The 15,970-nt window shown below is 36.0% G+C and carries 21 protein-coding genes and 3 tRNA genes; 5 read left to right on the top strand and 19 right to left on the bottom strand.

All coding sequences use genetic code 11. The features are described from left to right. A complete protein-coding gene (locus tag ORNRH_RS05225) occupies window positions 1–675 on the top strand; it encodes a hypothetical protein (protein WP_014790866.1) in 675 nt (224 codons plus the stop codon). A 116-nt stretch (window positions 676–791) separates the two neighbouring features. Here ORNRH_RS05225 and ORNRH_RS05230 read toward each other — a convergent pair. Continuing rightward, window positions 792–867 (bottom strand) — tRNA-Phe (locus ORNRH_RS05230). A gap of 226 nt (window positions 868–1,093) precedes the next feature. Here ORNRH_RS05230 and ORNRH_RS05235 point away from each other — a divergent pair. Then, window positions 1,094–2,287, top strand: a complete 1,194-nt coding sequence (locus tag ORNRH_RS05235) for a phosphoglycerate kinase (RefSeq protein ID WP_014790867.1) — start codon at window positions 1,094–1,096, stop codon at window positions 2,285–2,287. Window positions 2,288–2,421: 134 nt separating this feature from the next. On the opposite strand, the gene tyrS is transcribed toward ORNRH_RS05235, so the two are convergent. The 16 genes from tyrS to ORNRH_RS05300 all read right to left on the bottom strand — a co-directional run bounded on the left by tyrS (window position 2,422) and on the right by ORNRH_RS05300 (window position 12,204). After that, window positions 2,422–3,711, bottom strand: coding sequence for a tyrosine--tRNA ligase (gene tyrS / locus ORNRH_RS05240; protein WP_014790868.1), 1,290 nt, complete (start codon window positions 3,709–3,711; stop codon window positions 2,422–2,424). 220 nt (window positions 3,712–3,931) lie between these two features. Then, the gene (locus ORNRH_RS05245; protein ID WP_014790869.1) at window positions 3,932–4,906 is read right to left on the bottom strand and encodes an IS30 family transposase; all 975 of its coding nucleotides are present in this window, start codon (window positions 4,904–4,906) and stop codon (window positions 3,932–3,934) included. Next, window positions 4,906–5,229, bottom strand: coding sequence for a hypothetical protein (locus tag ORNRH_RS05250; RefSeq protein WP_014790268.1), 324 nt, complete (start codon window positions 5,227–5,229; stop codon window positions 4,906–4,908). Before ORNRH_RS05250 ends, ORNRH_RS05245 begins: the two co-directional genes overlap by 1 nt. 133 nt (window positions 5,230–5,362) lie before the next feature. Then, on the bottom strand, window positions 5,363–5,572 hold the full coding sequence (locus ORNRH_RS11920; protein ID WP_014790266.1) for a hypothetical protein: 210 nt from the start codon (window positions 5,570–5,572) through the stop codon (window positions 5,363–5,365). Continuing rightward, window positions 5,572–6,057: a hypothetical protein gene (locus ORNRH_RS05255; RefSeq protein WP_014790265.1), complete on the bottom strand. Its 486-nt coding sequence runs from the start codon at window positions 6,055–6,057 to the stop codon at window positions 5,572–5,574. The genes ORNRH_RS11920 and ORNRH_RS05255 overlap by 1 nt, the downstream gene beginning before the upstream one ends. After that, complete coding sequence (locus ORNRH_RS12305) at window positions 6,050–6,223, bottom strand: hypothetical protein (protein ID WP_014790229.1); 174 nt, start codon at window positions 6,221–6,223, stop codon at window positions 6,050–6,052. Before ORNRH_RS12305 ends, ORNRH_RS05255 begins: the two co-directional genes overlap by 8 nt. Window positions 6,224–6,238: 15 nt before the next feature. After that, the gene (locus ORNRH_RS12500; protein WP_014790834.1) at window positions 6,239–6,844 is read right to left on the bottom strand and encodes a hypothetical protein; all 606 of its coding nucleotides are present in this window, start codon (window positions 6,842–6,844) and stop codon (window positions 6,239–6,241) included. Beyond that, window positions 6,841–7,743 carry a hypothetical protein gene (locus tag ORNRH_RS11580; RefSeq protein WP_155814499.1) on the bottom strand — a complete coding sequence of 301 codons (903 nt, stop codon included), beginning with the start codon at window positions 7,741–7,743 and terminating at the stop codon, window positions 6,841–6,843. Before ORNRH_RS11580 ends, ORNRH_RS12500 begins: the two co-directional genes overlap by 4 nt. Before the next feature lie 23 nt (window positions 7,744–7,766). Then, the gene (locus ORNRH_RS05270; RefSeq protein WP_014790870.1) at window positions 7,767–8,138 is read right to left on the bottom strand and encodes a hypothetical protein; all 372 of its coding nucleotides are present in this window, start codon (window positions 8,136–8,138) and stop codon (window positions 7,767–7,769) included. Between the two features lie 112 nt (window positions 8,139–8,250). Continuing rightward, a complete protein-coding gene (locus tag ORNRH_RS05275) occupies window positions 8,251–8,439 on the bottom strand; it encodes a hypothetical protein (RefSeq protein ID WP_014790831.1) in 189 nt (62 codons plus the stop codon). 3 nt (window positions 8,440–8,442) lie between these two features. Continuing rightward, complete coding sequence (locus ORNRH_RS05280; RefSeq protein WP_014790224.1) at window positions 8,443–8,862, bottom strand: hypothetical protein; 420 nt, start codon at window positions 8,860–8,862, stop codon at window positions 8,443–8,445. Between the two features lie 23 nt (window positions 8,863–8,885). Further along, window positions 8,886–9,050, bottom strand: a complete 165-nt coding sequence (locus ORNRH_RS12310) for a hypothetical protein (protein WP_014790223.1) — start codon at window positions 9,048–9,050, stop codon at window positions 8,886–8,888. A 20-nt stretch (window positions 9,051–9,070) separates the two neighbouring features. Then, window positions 9,071–9,838, bottom strand: a complete 768-nt coding sequence (locus tag ORNRH_RS05285) for a hypothetical protein (protein ID WP_014790222.1) — start codon at window positions 9,836–9,838, stop codon at window positions 9,071–9,073. A gap of 7 nt (window positions 9,839–9,845) precedes the next feature. Next, window positions 9,846–10,496, bottom strand: coding sequence for a hypothetical protein (locus ORNRH_RS05290; protein WP_014790221.1), 651 nt, complete (start codon window positions 10,494–10,496; stop codon window positions 9,846–9,848). A gap of 240 nt (window positions 10,497–10,736) precedes the next feature. After that, window positions 10,737–11,900, bottom strand: coding sequence for a rolling circle replication-associated protein (locus tag ORNRH_RS12135; protein WP_014790259.1), 1,164 nt, complete (start codon window positions 11,898–11,900; stop codon window positions 10,737–10,739). 58 nt (window positions 11,901–11,958) lie between these two features. Continuing rightward, window positions 11,959–12,204, bottom strand: a complete 246-nt coding sequence (locus tag ORNRH_RS05300; RefSeq protein ID WP_014790218.1) for a hypothetical protein — start codon at window positions 12,202–12,204, stop codon at window positions 11,959–11,961. A gap of 150 nt (window positions 12,205–12,354) precedes the next feature. Between ORNRH_RS05300 and ORNRH_RS05305 the strand changes: the two genes are divergently transcribed. From ORNRH_RS05305 to ORNRH_RS05315, 3 genes are all read left to right on the top strand, one after another. Beyond that, a tRNA-Val gene (locus ORNRH_RS05305) sits at window positions 12,355–12,432 on the top strand. A 193-nt stretch (window positions 12,433–12,625) separates the two neighbouring features. Further along, window positions 12,626–12,703, top strand: a tRNA-Val gene (locus ORNRH_RS05310). Between the two features lie 225 nt (window positions 12,704–12,928). Continuing rightward, a complete protein-coding gene (locus ORNRH_RS05315; RefSeq protein WP_014790871.1) occupies window positions 12,929–13,864 on the top strand; it encodes a type I phosphomannose isomerase catalytic subunit in 936 nt (311 codons plus the stop codon). 41 nt (window positions 13,865–13,905) lie between these two features. Here ORNRH_RS05315 and ORNRH_RS05320 read toward each other — a convergent pair whose 3' ends face one another. After that, a complete protein-coding gene (locus tag ORNRH_RS05320; protein ID WP_014790872.1) occupies window positions 13,906–14,355 on the bottom strand; it encodes a heme-binding domain-containing protein in 450 nt (149 codons plus the stop codon). Window positions 14,356–14,359: 4 nt separating this feature from the next. Then, the gene (locus ORNRH_RS05325) at window positions 14,360–15,970 is read right to left on the bottom strand and encodes an Ig-like domain-containing domain (protein ID WP_014790873.1); all 1,611 of its coding nucleotides are present in this window, start codon (window positions 15,968–15,970) and stop codon (window positions 14,360–14,362) included.

The following is a 15,970-nucleotide window of genomic DNA, read 5'->3' on the forward strand; positions in this document are numbered from 1 at the left end:
ATGAGCGAAATTAAAATGGACACAAGCTACGATAATGCATTCAAAAATATTGAAGGCTTAAGATGGTTGCCTTTTGTGGGCGAAAAATATAATGTAAGCAAACCAAAAGTGCTTTTGGTGGGAGAAAGTCATTATCTAGATGAAAGTGAAAACAATAATCACGAAAAAGTGATTTACACGAGAATGATTGCAAACGAATTAGGTGCTGGGAATAGGAATTATAAAACCAAGTCTCCGATATTTAATAATGTAAACAATATGCTCAAGGCGACAAATCCGCAAAAGTTATGGGACAAAATCGCTTTTTACAATTTTGTGCAACGCCCGATGAGTTCGCTCGATATTCGTCCTTCAAATTCGGATTTTGATGAGGCTTGGGTGGTTTTCTTCCGTTTAGTTCAGGTGTTAAAACCTGATTATTGCTTATTTCTAGGAAATTCAGCAGCGGAAAGATTAGATAAGATGACTCAAAAATGCAATGTTGAACGCAAACTTGCGTGGGATGAAGTAAATTTAATTAATGGTGCAAAATTCAAAAAAGCAGAATTAAAGCTCGGTAATTTACAAACGAAATTGTTTTGCATAAAACATCCATCTTCGCATTTTTCTCCCGAATTGTGGCGAGAAAAGCTCCAAAAAGAAAGCCCAGAGCTAATGAAGTTTTTGTTAGGCTAAAAAAACTATAAAAACCGTTGAAAATATAAATTCAACGGTTTTTTTGTTTCATCAAATATTCTTAAATCACATTTAAACAAGAAAGCCTTTTAATCATTGATTAAAAGGCTTCTGAGTGGTGGTGCCTCCAGGAATCGAACCAGGGACACAAGGATTTTCAGTCCTTTGCTCTACCAACTGAGCTAAGGCACCGCTCGTAATTGGATTGCAAATATACGCACTTTTTGTTTCTCTCCAAATTTTTAGGCAAAAAATTTTGCTTAAAATTGAAATTTTTTTGAGTTTGGTTTGTATGGTTTTGTTTTTCAGTGGGTTGTAGTTTGCTCTTTTTTGAGATTTTTTTAATCGAAGAAAATCCTGAGTTTGTTCTAATTTTTAAAAATCATTGATTATCTTTGTAGATAATTATTTTTTGAATATGAAAACACTTAACGACTTTAATTTTAAAGACAAAAAAGTTTTGGTGCGTGTTGATTTTAACGTGCCACAAGATAAAGATTTAAATGTAACAGATACTACGCGTATCGAAGCTGCAAAACCTACTATTCTAAAAATTTTAGATGATGGAGGGGCTGCAATTTTAATGACTCACCTTGGTCGCCCGAAAGGACAGAAAAAAGATGAGTTTTCTCTAAAGCACATCGCTGGTAAGATTTCAGATATCATTGGTGTGATGGTGGAAGTGGCAGATGATGTTGTGGGCGAAGATGCACAAGAAAAAGCTAAAAACTTGAAACCTGGAAGTGTTCTATTGCTAGAGAATGTTCGTTTCAGAGAAGAAGAAGAGCAAGGAGATGAGACTTTTGCACAGCAATTGGCTGAGTTGGGAGATTTCTACATCAACGATGCATTTGGTACTGCGCACAGAAAGCACGCTTCTACTGCAGTGATCGCTCATTTCTTTGACAAAGATCACAAATGCTTCGGTTTCTTGATGCAAAAAGAGCTAGAGGCAATTGATAAAGTATTGAAAAGCGGAGAGAAGCCTGTAACTGCAATTTTAGGTGGTTCTAAAGTTTCTTCAAAAATTACAATCATCGACAATATTTTGCCTAAAGTAGATAACTTAATCATCGGAGGTGGTATGTCTTATACTTTCTCAAAAGCACAAGGAGGAAAAGTAGGAGACTCTATCGTGGAAGATGATAAGCTTGATTTAGCTTTAGATATTCTTAAAAGAGCGAAAGAAAACAATGTAGAGGTTTACTTGCCAGTGGACACTGTGGCGGCAGATGATTTCAATAACGGAGCGGCTACTCAAGTAGTGAAAAGAGGTGAGATTCCTGATGGATGGGAAGGTTTAGACATCGGACCAGAAACTGTGAAAATATTCTCTGATGTTATCAAAGATTCAAAAACTATTTTGTGGAATGGTCCAGTAGGTGTTTTTGAATTTGAAAACTTCTCAAAAGGTACTCGTGCGATTGGTGATGCCATCGAAGAGGCGACTAAAAAAGGAGCTTTCTCACTTGTAGGTGGTGGTGATAGCGTTGCGGCTGTTAAGCAATTCGGTTACCAAGACAAAGTGAGCTATGTTTCTACAGGAGGTGGAGCTATGCTAGAAAGCCTTGAGGGAATTAAACTTCCTGGCGTTGCTGCTATGGATGAATAATCTTTTCATAATATAATTTTTAATTTGTTATAAGAATCGCTCTCAAATTGAGAGCGATTTTTTTGTGAAATAAAGGTAAATAAAAAAGGGCAAAATTTGATTTTGCCCTTTTTCTATATGTTGTAGCGAAAAGATTATTTCACGATGACTACGAAATAATTCTTTTTACCTTTTTGTAATAAAATGTATTTTCCGCTGATTAAATCGTTTTCAGATAATTTGTAATCTTCCCCGATTTTATCTTTGTTCACAGCAATGGAGTTTTGTTGAAGTGCACGGCGAGCCTCTCCTTTAGATTTCATAAACTCCGTCTTGGTAGAAAGGATTTCTAATAAATCTTCGTTTAAATCAGCTTGGGTAATTTCCGCTTGTGGCACTCCATCAAAAATGTCCAAAAATGTTTTTTCGTCCAATTTTCTTAGATTTTCAGAAGTAGCTTTTCCAAAAAGAATTTCAGACGCTTGTACCGCTTTGTCCAATTCCTCTTTTGAATGAACCATTGTAGTCACTTCCTCTGCCAATTTGCGTTGCAATTGTCTTAGGTGTGGAGCCTCTTTGTGTGCGGCAACCAAATTTTTCACCTCTTGCTCAGTGAGCATTGTAAAGATTTTGATGTATCGCTCCGCATCTTCATCAGAAGTGTTTAGCCAATATTGGTAGAATTTGTATGGCGAAGTGCGTTCAGCATCTAGCCAAATGTTTCCACCTTCGGTTTTTCCAAATTTAGTCCCATCAGCTTTGGTAATAAGCGGGCAAGTGAGTGCATAGGCTTTTCCTTTCCCTATGCGGCGAATCATCTCCGTTCCAGTGGTGATGTTTCCCCATTGGTCTGAGCCCCCCATTTGTAGCGTACAATTATTTTCTTGGAACAAGTGCAAGAAATCGTAGCCTTGGATCAATTGGTAAGTAAATTCAGTAAAAGACATTCCTTCCGTATTCTCATTAGGATCAAATCTTTTCTTCACCGAATCCTTAGCCATCATATAATTCACGGTGATGTGTTTCCCGATATCTCTTGCAAACGCGATGAAAGAAAAATCCTTCATCCAGTCGTAGTTATTTACAAGCTCGGCACCATTTGCTTCATTTGTATTAAAATCTAGAAAACGCTCCAATTGCGAACGAATCCCTCGGATGTTTGTAGCTAAAGTTTCCTCATCAAGCAAGTTTCTCTCGGCAGATTTCCCAGATGGGTCTCCAATCATTCCCGTAGCCCCTCCAAGTAGTGCATACGGCTTGTGCCCACAAGCTTGAAAATGTTTAAGCATCATGATACTTACTAAATGCCCTATGTGTAGCGAATCAGCCGTTGGGTCGATTCCCACATACGCCGAACGCATTTCTTCCATTAAATGTTCTTCAGTCTCGGGCATCATATCTTGGATCATGCCACGCCATTGCAATTCTTGTATAAAGTTTTTCATTTCAATAATTTGCTTAAAGCTACAAATATACGATAATTTAATGTTTAAAGATTGAAATTTAGCCAAGTTTAAAGATTTCGCGATGCATTGTCTTTTAATCCTGAAAAAACCTTTCAAATGGGATTTTATGATTAAAAGCGGTCGGTTCGGTTTTTTAATTATAACTAAAAACCGATTTTTGGGTGTTTTTTTGAGCTTAAATTTAGATGATTAGCTAGATTCAAGCACTAAATGCAACATTTTCCACAAATGTATAAAAAACATCACGAGGCTTGCAAAACTTTAACACTTTAAACGGTCTATCGTTTATCTCTTTTTGCACCGATTTCAGATTATTAGCGGTACTTTTTGTAATTGCCGAACCTTTTTTTACATATTGTCTAACAAGTTTGTTCATATGCTCAATTTGTCCCTTTTGCCAACTAGAGTATGGATTTGTAAAATAAATCTTTGATTGCAATTTCTTTGCCACTATCTCATGATTTGAAAACTCTAAACCATTATCCACGGTTATTGATTTGACCACTTTTTTATAAGGAAGTAACACATCAATAATAGCACGAGCGACCACATCAGCTGTTTTATTTGGTATATACTTTACAAACAAAAACCTTGATACTCTTTCCGTAAGTGTCAGCAAATAACCCTTATGATTTTTGCCCTCTACTAAATCACCCTCCCAGTGTCCGAACTCCTTACGCTCATTCACAACCTGCGGGCGTTCTTCTATACTAGTGCGGTTCTTTATCTTTCCAACAATTTTAGAAACCTGTGCCTTTCTCTTTTTCAAAGCGTGCCTGCAATATTTATATAATTTACCACCTTTCAATTTATCAGCCCTTATATATTGGTAAATTCTTTCCACTGAAACCATAGCAAACCCCATTTTTTTGCAATACCCCACAATCTGCAGGGGCGAATATCTTTTATACAAAAATTGTCTTACTCTTTTCTCAATGTCTTTTGTAAAGCGTCTATAACGCAAAAAACGCTCTTTCTTTTCAGAATAGAGCGTCTGTGCAGTCTTTGCTTTATACTTTCCTTTCTTCGTTCGGTTCCTCCTCACTTCACGGCTTATCGTAGATTTATCCCTTTTCAGTTCACGGGCTATTTTAGAGATAGACCAACCAGCCGTTAAATACGCCTCTATTTTAGCCCTTTCACACAAATCTAAATGTTTAAATCTCCGTGCCATCACTCACCATTTATTAATCTACTTATCTTCAAACCATATCCATAAACCTCACCCTTCGTACAAAAATCATCATAAAGTGGATTAATAAAAAAATCAAAATAAGCAATCAAATGCCCTTTATTCTTAAAAAGTTTCTCATCTAAAGAATTAGATAAATTCAAAATATCATCACAATTACTTATATATTCTTTTAACTCTTTTTCAATGTACTTAATCTGTTTTTCAGTGTAGTACTTTCTTATTTCTTTTTTTGCCTCCTTGCTTTGTGCATATCCAGCGGTTACGGCTAAACATAATCCAAATGATAGTAATATTTTTTTCATGATTTTAAGTGATTTTTAAATATGTTAATACCATTATCAAAACAAATGCCAAATAGTGCAAAGCAAAAAGATAAAAAAAAAAGAAACCACACCAACAAAGGTGCAGTCTCTCTCATTATTCAAAACAAACAAATTAATTTAAAAATCTTGGTATATAGTTTCCATTGTAGAAGCGTCTTAAATACTCCCCAGTCCTACGGTCATACACATTAAAATATTTCCAATCTCTAAACTTGGAACTATCAAGCCACTTGCTGAACCTGTATAAATCGTGCACATATTGCATTTTGAACACTCCAAAGGCTCCGAAAACTATACACGAATAATCATTTTTATGGCTCATTACTCAACACCTTTAATCTCCTCTTCTGCGTCATACAACAGGAAAGGTCCAGTACCTGCATAATGATACTCTTGTCCTGGCTCTAATTCGCAAACTGCATGACTATACGCGTCCGATACATCAAGATAGACCCCAACAAATTTACTAGTACTATTTCTAAAGTGATATCCGTTTTTATTCTTCGTTACAACAAAACCATCATAAAAAGTTCCAACATTATAACTTAACAAAATCGCTGAATTTGAATCATATCCATCTATAAAATTTGGTAAATCTTTCACAGGTTCTCCGTCCAATGGTATCAACCTTTTATAAATAACATAATCAGACTTGTCAATCAAATAACGCTTAAATGCATTAGCGGTATAAAAATATGGACCTACTTGATAATAACAATTATCCGATAAATCAATTGTAGAAACCTCTCGACACAAAAGCTCACTCCTAAACTTTCTATTATCAATAACTATCACACAATCACTCATCTTTTTTATCTTTTAAATCTTTAATTTTCTTTTTTGCAAAGCTATACGCAAAATCAAGCACAATAGCCAATAAACTTGCTAGAAGCGGTTTTAGCTCATCAAATGAGACCGCCCCCGTAAATCCTAAAATCGAATAAATCTTTGTTCTATCTACAAAATTTGTCATTTGTCCCTTTTTTTATTAATAAATTTTTGAATCAAAACCCGCCATATCTCTTAGATTTAATTTTTCATAATCAAACCCAACTCCCAACTTCCTTACATTATCCTGCCATTCTTTATCAATTATTGGTGTTTTTTGTGGTTCCTCATCTCTAAAAACTTTTCTCAAATCCTCATCTTGTCTAACTGGTGTCAAATCTAAATCACCAGGACCAAACTCACCAACTCTCTTTGGCGGTAAATCTAAAGGTTTCAAATCACCACAATGTGTGCATGCTGTTTCTTCTTCCTGCTCCTGCAGTTTTTTAACCACATCACTTTTTACTGGTATTTTTCCCTTTTGCTTTTGAGCCTGCATCATATTTTCCACCTTTTGATTAAATGCCTTTTCATTTATCACTGCAGAACCGCCTTTGGCAAATACGCTATCAAATTTGGGCTTGTCTACTTTTGGCAAGATTGGTGCTGGAGCTTTCAACTTTTCTAAATCCAGCGGAATTACAGAACCATCTCCAGTAGTTATCTTTTCCTTTATACTTTTCTTCTCAGTAAACCAAAACAAAATAAAGATTACTAAAAAGATGAATAACCAAAACTTAATTTTTCTTTTTTCTCGCTGTGTCATAGTATTGTATTAAATATTTTTTCAACTTTTGAAACTAATGGCAATATTACAGCCTGCTGTTTTGGGTCTATTGCGTTTATTGTTCTTCTAGCCTTATAATAGTTTGTTACATTCTCATTTATAAATTGTGGCAATATTACACCAGTAATCCCCAAATGCCTAACTTTAATCCAGCCCATAGCTAAATGAACTGTATATTTAGCCATTAAATACTTGTAATTAATCAAAGCATCTGGATTAGACACAAAATCAATTCCAGACCATTCACTTATGCGCTCATAAGATACACGCCCAGTAAGTTGCATATATCCTCGACCATAGTATTTACCTCCATCACCTATATTTACATTTCCTAAACCTTTTGCTTTAGGTATATCAATAGACCAAGAAGAAGAACCATAATTACGCTCAAAATACACACATAAATCAGCATTTAAGCCTTTTTGTTTACAATCCTCAATGTAATTTTTCAAATCCTGTAAAGCCTTTCCTTTGTGCTTTCTCAACTCACTTGCAGTAACATTATTATACCTCTCACGAAATAATGTAAAATTATCCTGCTCATGCAATGCACTAGCAAATAAATAAATGGCTTGTTTCTTTAGCATTTTGCCATCTTTCACATACTGGCACAACAACAAAAACATGTATTCGCACCAGTCTTTATATTTCCCAATTTTAATACCTGCTAGTGATAATTTGGTTCTCAATAGCCCTAATAATTTATTTTGCTCAAGTTCAGACATAGACAACTCATAAAACTTATCCGAGCTATCATGCACCCTCACTAGTTCCAATTCCCCAAACTCAACTTTTCCCTTTGGCTTAGCCACACTTTCATATAATTTATAGGCACTCCATCCGCCTACCAGCCAGCCCAACGCTTGTAAATATGTCATTTTTTTATCTCTATTTTTTCTCATTAATGTTGGTATCTATTTTCTTTTTGCAAATCGTATTTTTCCAATAACTTTTGTTGTTCTTGAAAAAATCTACCGACAAAACTTCCTAAATTCTTGTTTTCATTTCTTAACTGCTTTACCTGCTCATTACTTAGCTTTGGATAACTTCCAAAAAAGAACCATTTAGCACGCACCGCCCAATAATCTAAATAAATACGAAATTGCTCTTTAGATGTCTTTTGTCTAAAAGCCTCCGAAATTTTATCAGGTATGCCGTCTTTGCCCAAAAGCACAGTCTTTTGAAATCCCTTAAATGCCATCCATATGATTAAAGCTACCAGAGCAACCCCCAATAGCTTTAATACATTTGTTAAATCACTCAAAAACTTCATTACTTAAATGTTTCTTTTATTTGGTCCTTTAAGACATCAGAAAGCATAATCATTCCAATGTATATAACCGCCATTACAACACTACTTAACATCCTCATCTCAACAAATCAAATTACCACAAATGCTCCTTATCTGGATCCTCATTCTGAAGATACTCAGGTTCATTACCCTCCACATCATCAAAGAGTGTATCTATCTCTTTTTTTGCCTCGTGCGCATGATGCAAACATATTTTTGCACATTGTACATACTTCAATAACAACGGCAATGATTTAAATAATCCTTTCAATTGTTTAAACATAACTTATCTAGTTTTAATTTGTCCGAAATATCCACCATTAGGTGCTTTAGTTGAAATTACCATTCCCAGCTTTTGCAAATACACTTTTCCAGTATTCACATTGAAACTTGCTATTTCTAAAACCTTTGCGCCAGTCTTTTTATAGAAAGCCTCAAACATCATAGTTATAAATCTATTTCCAGTGTTTGGAGACTCTGAACGCACACTCTTAGAGTTTTCAAATGCTTTAACAGTTATCATACCTCTTTGCTTTGAATAATTCCAAGCCGTAACATAAAACCTTCCATTCTTGGATTGTCCAGCTTTAGCCCCAGAATGTTTTTTAGGTTGTCTCTGATTATTATAACCTCGGTCATAACCTCGGTTAAAATTAGGGTTGGGATTTCCACCCCAACCATTACTATATCCATTATTATACGCCATTTCTATACTTTTTTAGTTAATAATTACCAGCCTCTTCTTTTTCCTTTGATTTTAATCCAGCCCATGTACACGGATAAAATCACTGCTCCCAATCCTAAAACCAAAAAGGTCGCAATACTTGTCCCTGCACCATTACCACTTAATGGCTTTAGTAAAAAACTATCAACTTTTGTTATTAATTCTTTCATCTTTATTTTGTTTTTAAATGTTATTTTTTCTTTGTTAATAAATAAATCAATGCCCCTCCTAGTAATAAATACAAAATGTTATTGTCATTTCGCCCAACATGTCCAGTAGCTTTTCCATATACCTCCCCGTCTGTTACCGCAGGATACGCACCTTCTGTAGGCATTCCTGTTTTAAGTGTTTGATCCTTACTAGGTCTGTAATCCGATGAACCTGCTTGGCTATCTGCTTGTCTTTCAGCATCTGTTTTTTCTCTAAAGAATGGCACGCGCAAAACTTCCTTACTCACGGCATCCCCTCTTGAAGTGTCACGGAATGGGAAATTTAAGTTTACATCAGTTCCTTTTGGATATTCTTTATCACCAACATAGGCAAACTTAGTCTGATACTCCTTAAGCAATCTCCCGTAAGCCTCAGTTATCATAGCCGCCAATGCTTCAGTTCCTTTTCTCGTACAATCCTTTCCCCATGGAAAACCAGAAGCGCAGACTTTTAAATAAAGTAACGCCTTATTAAAATTGTCAGCACTGGCTACCTTAGTAAACCCAGATTGTTCAATAATCCATTCAACGATTGTGGTTCCTTCTTTCATCGCTCTACTAGGCGACCAGCTCGAGCCCCAACAATGCAAATCAAAGCCGTTTGCCAAAACGCTATCTAACCCCCCAGTTATCTTACTTAATACACCGCCTACTATCTTTCCTCCAAATTGACCAAGAGAGGAGCCGGAGGCGTTACCGCCCCCCACACTTCCAATTAAACTACTTACCGCTGTTACTGCTCCAATCATTTCAATATTATTTTGCGTCTAACAAATAGAATGTAAATTCTTCTCCTACATTTTTATACACTGCTAAGGTGTATAAGCCTGTTAAATCCAATGCAGGTAATTTCGATAACTCATCAATCCTTGCATTTTTTGCATAATCAAGTTGTAGTTGCGAAATCCTTGTTTTGCCCTGTGCATTGATAACTTGCAATTCATTTGGTGTCTTTTCAGCTACCAAATAATCAAATGCTAATACATCAACATCCTTTACAGATATATTTTGGTCAAGCTTCACTTGTTGCACATAAATAGGCTCTGCACTTCCAATAGCCTCAAATGTTTCTGCAGTTACATTCTGTGCTTGTCCACCCGATACATGGAACTCAATGTAAGTTTTGTCACCTAATGGCAAACTTCCAGATTTAGAAAAAGGAATTACCGCTACTTTGTCGCTACCAATTGTTGTTTGCAATTTAACAAAATGAACGCCCAACAATTCTGTAAATAGCTTAACGCTCATCTTTGGCACCAAAACCTTTTTAGTAAAGGTTTCATCTACTAGGTAAGACTCAATTTGCACCTGTCCGAAATCGGTACTTGAATTACCTTTTAAAATCAAACCCGCTGCACTTTCCTTAACTTCCAGCACCTCGGTTGCTTTTGCTAATGTTACTCTCATTTTTATATCTTATTTTAAATTTCTGAAACAAAGATATTAAGCATGCAAAAGCACTTTTTAAAATCTAGCGATTTTTACCACTTTTAAGCGATTTATACCAATTTTTGACACTAATCATCAAAATATTTTTTTACGAGCTTTAGCGTTAGATATTTCTTTTTATAGTGGCTTAAAATATCTTTTTTTATCATGCGTGCAGTGGAATAGCTTACGCCTAAATAATTAGCTAGCTCCTTAGCACTAATTATTTGCAAGTTCTGTGTATTGTTTTTCATAAATTAATTGGATTAACTGGTCTAAATTTATACTCAAATCGGTATCTAATAACTGTCTTATGGCTTTATTATAAATTTTTAAATGCTCGTTTAATTTTTTATATCCCTTGCGGATCATCTGATATACTTTACCTTTATACAACTCTACAAATTGAATAGCAGTAGGCACATACTCCAATTTTCCCCGCAAGTGGTTTAACTCCTCTAAATAACTGCTAACTTCAAAATTTAAATAATTGAGTTTTTTTACCTTATTTGATGCGCCCCACACCGCACCAATTACTGGGCGTTTATTTTCTTCTTGCTTTAATAGATATTTCACCACATACGCAACTATATTTCGTTTACTCTTTGGCGTTTCAATTTTAGTACTTGGGGGATTGCTCCAACCCATTTTTTTATTACGCTGGTAAGCTAGTATGCAGTCTTTTTCTGATTTATAATTTTTTGAATACTTAGCCATATATTCTTTAGCCGTTAAGCGGTTCATCTTTTCAGAATATCTATCAACATAACCATATTTATTTATATACTGGTTCCATATGCGCTGAATATCCTCACGAGGGATTTGCGTATCAATCAAAACATGAAAATGAATATTTCCATTCTTCTGCGTCTCCGCTTTCCAGAGATAATTTTTTAAACCATAGACCTTTTTTAAATGGTCAAGATACTTAGCAAGTATTTTACGCAACACTCTATCATGGTGCTTTTGGGCACTGGGCAAGGTCAAGGTTACAAAAGATAAATATTTGTCCTTGTTTGATTTCGTTGCGTCAGCAAATAAAATAGCATACTTCTTTATATTCCTTACTTGAGTATCCGAGAGCGTTCCTAAATCCTTTAAAACATGCCCTTTCTCATTATACACTTCTTGTTGTTTCTCCTTATACAACTCAACACACTTTTCAGCATATTTAACAATTGAACCAAACTCTGAAATATCATCTAGTGCGTTTAACTCATCTAATTCTGTTTTTTCCTTGTTTAGATTTTGGCGTAAAGTAGGAGCATAGCCTACTTCGTAATTTCGTAAGTCCATCACATAACTATAATGCAATAGGCTAGTAGGTCTAAGCTGAACCTTTTCACACAAATAATAATTATTAACCTCTTGATATTGTCGCATTTACAGGGATTTTTGCCGTTAGATTTTACCGATACTTGAGACGAGCCCACTCAAAAGCCTATCGGCTTTCTATAAAAAAATCGGTTTCTTCTTTTTTCACAGCCACACGATGATATAAAATATCCTTAGGTTTAAAAGTTATCCACGAACGACCAGAAAATAATACCTCAATATTATTTTCTTGTTTCAACACCTGTACTACAATACCATATTCATATATGTACTGCTTAGGTTCTAAATGATTTACGGGAATGGGTACAAACTTCTGTACTACCAAAAAAGGTCTGATTTCTTCTCTTTGCATACGCTTTTAGTTTTAAATTATTTAAGCGTTGCATTTGTGTTTTGAATGTGCCTCAAGAAAAAATTACACAAAATTTTTGCAGAATTAAAAAAGCGATGTATATTTGCAGTCCGATTGAGAAACGAACTCTGTTTTCAATTTAAAATCTTTGGGATTTTAGCTCAGTTGGTTTAGAGCACCTGCCTTACAAGCAGGGGGTCGGGGGTTCGAATCCCTCAAATCCCACCAATTCAAAAGCGTTGATTTTTTCAACGCTTTTTTTGTTTTAAACCTTTAGCCTTAAAACCAAAAAAATGCCCAAAATTCCATTTTTTACGATTTTTTGTCATTAAATTCATCAATAAAATTTGGAGAAATAAAAAAGTGATGTATATTTGCAATCCGATTGAGAAACGAACTCTGTTTTCAATTTAAAATCTTTGGGATTTTAGCTCAGTTGGTTTAGAGCACCTGCCTTACAAGCAGGGGGTCGGGGGTTCGAATCCCTCAAATCCCACCAATTCAAAAAGCGTTGATTTTTTCAACGCTTTTTTTGTTTTAAACCTTTAGCCTTAAAACCAAAAAATACCCAAAATTCCATTTTTTTCATTGCTTAAAGTGGGCATGCCTCCTTATTCAATTAAAAGCCAAATTCCTTTAGTTATGATAAAAATAAGTGCAGTTTTTCTCCCAAAAGCCAAAAAATCTCCCTACATTTGAGTAACAAAAATTCAAACACGCATTTATGAAACTATATCCGATCAAATTTGAACCCATTTTGATGGACAAAGTATGGGGTGGCGAAGCAATGCAACGCGCACTCGACAAAAAATCTGATTCTAAAAACTTAGGCGAGTCTTGGGAAATCTCTGATGTGCAAGGCAATGTTTCTGTTGTTGCTAATGGCGAATACCAAGGCGAAAACTTGAGAGATTTAATCTTGAAATTTCCCAAAGAGCTCATCGGGAAAGCAGACGCCAAGGAATTTCCGATTTTGATTAAATTTTTGGACGCCAATGTGCCACTTTCTATCCAAGTGCACCCGAACGAAGAGCTAGCGCAAAAAATGGAAAACAGCCACGGAAAAACCGAAATGTGGTATATTGTAGATGCTACCGACAAGGCAGAAATCTACCTCGGCTGGAAAGAAGAGTACCCGAAAGAAGAGCTAATTGAAGCTTACAAAGCGGGGAACATCAAGGATTATTTAAAAGTATATAAGCCTAAAAAAGGGGAATTTTATTTTGTGCCTGCGGGGAGCATTCACGCCTTGGGTGGCGGGCTTATTGTTGCCGAAATTCAGCAAACTTCTGATGTAACTTATCGTATTTATGACTGGGGACGCACCGACCGCGAATTGCATATTCCGCAATCAATTGAAGTAACGGATTACACTTTTAAAGATGATTTTAAACTTGATTATGGCAAAGCTGAAAATAGCTTAAACCCTGTCATCGAAAGTGAATTTTTCCAAACTGTTTTCTTAAACATTACTGATAGCATTTCGCTCGACACAGCAGGCTCTTACGATGTTTTGATGTGCGTGGAGGGCAAAGGAACGATTGTTTACCCAGATGGAGAAATAAGTATTCAGCTAGGCGAAACGATTTTAATTCCTGCAGCTCTCGGCAAATACGAGCTCAAAGGCAAAGATTTAAAAGTTTTAAAAGTAAAAGCTTAGTCATAAAAAAAGCCGTTCCAGATGGAACGGCTTTTTTTTATTTAATTTTGTTTTTTCATTAAATCCGAAAAGTATTTTACCAAGGCAGCTCGCTGCGCATCGGTAAGTCTTGCCTCTTCGTGCAACCAAGTGTAGCTGCTTAGCGGCATTTTCTTGTTCTGAGTTTTCTCGGCACATTCATCTAGCTTTTTATTGGCTTTATTGAGAGCTACATAACGCGCCCAATTGCTAAAGTTGAGCTCCTCACGCCCTTCATTAATATGATTTTTTAGCCAAAAATTAACGGGTGCTATTTTCGCATACCACGGATACACTGTCTCGTTTGAATGGCAATCATAACACGCCGAATGCACTAAACTTTGTACCTCGGCAGGTGCCTCATTGATGTAGAAAAAATCATCTTCTGGCACACTGGCAGGATTTGATAAATCTACTGGAATTAATTGTATAGCGATCAACACTACAACAATTGCAACTAAAATTTTCTTCATTTTTTTATTCTTTTTTAGGTAGAACCCAAGTTTCCTTCACATCCCAAAAGGCTTTTACATTAATAGGATCTGGATAGATGTACACAGGTTCTGGTTGTCTGTTTTCTAAAATATTTCCCGTATCGTATCGTTTATTTTTGTTTTCATCTACCCAAATTTGGAAATGGTATTTTTTAGGCGGAAGAAATTTAAAATCAAACTTAGAATCGGTGGTGTAAATTGAGTAAATCTCCTTGTTAGACGAGTCAAATAATTTTAGCCAAAATGGCGAATCTGGCTTGTTTTGCAGAATCAACTCCAAATTTCCATAATCACGCTCACGCTTGGTTCCGAAATCAATGGCAACGGTATCATTTTCCTTGCCAAACCAATTGGTGATGGCTCCTGGCAATAATTCCACTTGGTATTTGCTCTCCCACTGAATCGGGAAATCGATTTGTAATTTTCTATAATTTATTTTTTGAACTGTAAAATCTAAAGCAACGCTGTCTTTTTTAACCGAAATGAATTTTGTATTAAAAGTATCAATCGGGTAATCGGCACCGATTTGCAATTTCTTGGCAGGTGTCATATCATCAGTTCCGCCATAGACTTTGAAATTGTATTTAATCGAATTATCGTACAACACCGTCGGGATAGAATCCGTTACAGCATCATGCGTGAGTGTAAACTTCAAACGCGTGCGTTTGTCTTTAAAATTCGCCTTTTCGGGATTAAAGTACATTTGAAGCGTATCGGAATACTCTCTATGAATTTGCAACAACTCGCCCAAATCATGCGAAATGGGCTTTACTTCCATTTTCTCAGGATTGCCCGTTACATAGAAATTAATTCGCCCGTAGCCCTCTTGTTTCCCGTCTTGGTAGCGATAGCCTTGCTCAGGCGTAAAAAGTGCCAAAGTAGGTGCTACGCGAGTGGTTTGGGTATCAATAATTTCACTGGCAAAAGCCATTTTTTCTTGCTTAAGATCTATTTTCACATTCGGGACTTTATCCTCAAAGGCTACCAAACGGAATTTCCCTGCTTTTAAATACTTAAATTCGTAGCGATTGGCAGAATCCACTTTGGCGATGTAGTAAGGCTTTTCCTTAAACACTACCGAATCCGAATAATTTTTGCCCACTTCGTAAAGTGCCACCACAATATCTTTGAGCGGCTCATTGCTCATCATATCCTTTACTTCACCCGAAAGCGTTAAAGAATCAATCGTTTTTCCCGTAGAAAAAACATAAGTGAAAAACGAATACGGATTTCCCTCATTATTATCCACGATTGATTTTCCAAAATTAATGGTATAAGTTGTATTGGGTCTTAGCGTATCATTAAATTTCACTTGCACTTCGCGCGAAGCCGTTCCTGCGGGCAAAAAAGTGGGGGCAGGCTCTACGGGTGGCGAAATAATGATGTTTTTGGAATAATCTCTTAATTGAACCAACTCATCAAAATACAAATTGATTTCTTTTAATTTAGTCGAGACATTCGTGCTTAGCGTATCTGGCACCGCACGCACCAGCTTGGGCGGAGTAATGTCTTTGGGACCTCCGCTCGGCGTTCCGCGTTGTGCACACTGCACAAAAAGTAGAATACTCGCGATGTAGAAAATATACTTTTTCAT

The sequence above is a fragment of the Ornithobacterium rhinotracheale DSM 15997 genome (assembly GCF_000265465.1).
GTDB classification, from domain to species: domain Bacteria; phylum Bacteroidota; class Bacteroidia; order Flavobacteriales; family Weeksellaceae; genus Ornithobacterium; species Ornithobacterium rhinotracheale.

Excerpts from the sequence above, each read along its gene's own strand:
- ORNRH_RS05225 (WP_014790866.1), top strand. The coding sequence starts at position 1 with ATGAGCGAAATTAAAATGGACACAAGCTACGATAATGCATTCAAAAAT.
- ORNRH_RS05235 (WP_014790867.1), top strand. The coding sequence starts at position 1,094 with ATGAAAACACTTAACGACTTTAATTTTAAAGACAAAAAAGTTTTGGTG.
- tyrS (WP_014790868.1), bottom strand. The coding sequence starts at position 3,711 with ATGAAAAACTTTATACAAGAATTGCAATGGCGTGGCATGATCCAAGAT.
- ORNRH_RS05245 (WP_014790869.1), bottom strand. The coding sequence starts at position 4,906 with ATGGCACGGAGATTTAAACATTTAGATTTGTGTGAAAGGGCTAAAATA.
- ORNRH_RS05250 (WP_014790268.1), bottom strand. The coding sequence starts at position 5,229 with ATGAAAAAAATATTACTATCATTTGGATTATGTTTAGCCGTAACCGCT.
- ORNRH_RS11920 (WP_014790266.1), bottom strand. The coding sequence starts at position 5,572 with ATGAGCCATAAAAATGATTATTCGTGTATAGTTTTCGGAGCCTTTGGA.
- ORNRH_RS05255 (WP_014790265.1), bottom strand. The coding sequence starts at position 6,057 with ATGAGTGATTGTGTGATAGTTATTGATAATAGAAAGTTTAGGAGTGAG.
- ORNRH_RS12305 (WP_014790229.1), bottom strand. The coding sequence starts at position 6,223 with ATGACAAATTTTGTAGATAGAACAAAGATTTATTCGATTTTAGGATTT.
- ORNRH_RS12500 (WP_014790834.1), bottom strand. The coding sequence starts at position 6,844 with ATGACACAGCGAGAAAAAAGAAAAATTAAGTTTTGGTTATTCATCTTT.
- ORNRH_RS11580 (WP_155814499.1), bottom strand. The coding sequence starts at position 7,743 with ATGACATATTTACAAGCGTTGGGCTGGCTGGTAGGCGGATGGAGTGCC.
- ORNRH_RS05270 (WP_014790870.1), bottom strand. The coding sequence starts at position 8,138 with ATGAAGTTTTTGAGTGATTTAACAAATGTATTAAAGCTATTGGGGGTT.
- ORNRH_RS05275 (WP_014790831.1), bottom strand. The coding sequence starts at position 8,439 with ATGTTTAAACAATTGAAAGGATTATTTAAATCATTGCCGTTGTTATTG.
- ORNRH_RS05280 (WP_014790224.1), bottom strand. The coding sequence starts at position 8,862 with ATGGCGTATAATAATGGATATAGTAATGGTTGGGGTGGAAATCCCAAC.
- ORNRH_RS12310 (WP_014790223.1), bottom strand. The coding sequence starts at position 9,050 with ATGAAAGAATTAATAACAAAAGTTGATAGTTTTTTACTAAAGCCATTA.
- ORNRH_RS05285 (WP_014790222.1), bottom strand. The coding sequence starts at position 9,838 with ATGATTGGAGCAGTAACAGCGGTAAGTAGTTTAATTGGAAGTGTGGGG.
- ORNRH_RS05290 (WP_014790221.1), bottom strand. The coding sequence starts at position 10,496 with ATGAGAGTAACATTAGCAAAAGCAACCGAGGTGCTGGAAGTTAAGGAA.
- ORNRH_RS12135 (WP_014790259.1), bottom strand. The coding sequence starts at position 11,900 with ATGCGACAATATCAAGAGGTTAATAATTATTATTTGTGTGAAAAGGTT.
- ORNRH_RS05300 (WP_014790218.1), bottom strand. The coding sequence starts at position 12,204 with ATGCAAAGAGAAGAAATCAGACCTTTTTTGGTAGTACAGAAGTTTGTA.
- ORNRH_RS05315 (WP_014790871.1), top strand. The coding sequence starts at position 12,929 with ATGAAACTATATCCGATCAAATTTGAACCCATTTTGATGGACAAAGTA.
- ORNRH_RS05320 (WP_014790872.1), bottom strand. The coding sequence starts at position 14,355 with ATGAAGAAAATTTTAGTTGCAATTGTTGTAGTGTTGATCGCTATACAA.
- ORNRH_RS05325 (WP_014790873.1), bottom strand. The coding sequence starts at position 15,970 with ATGAAAAAGTATATTTTCTACATCGCGAGTATTCTACTTTTTGTGCAG.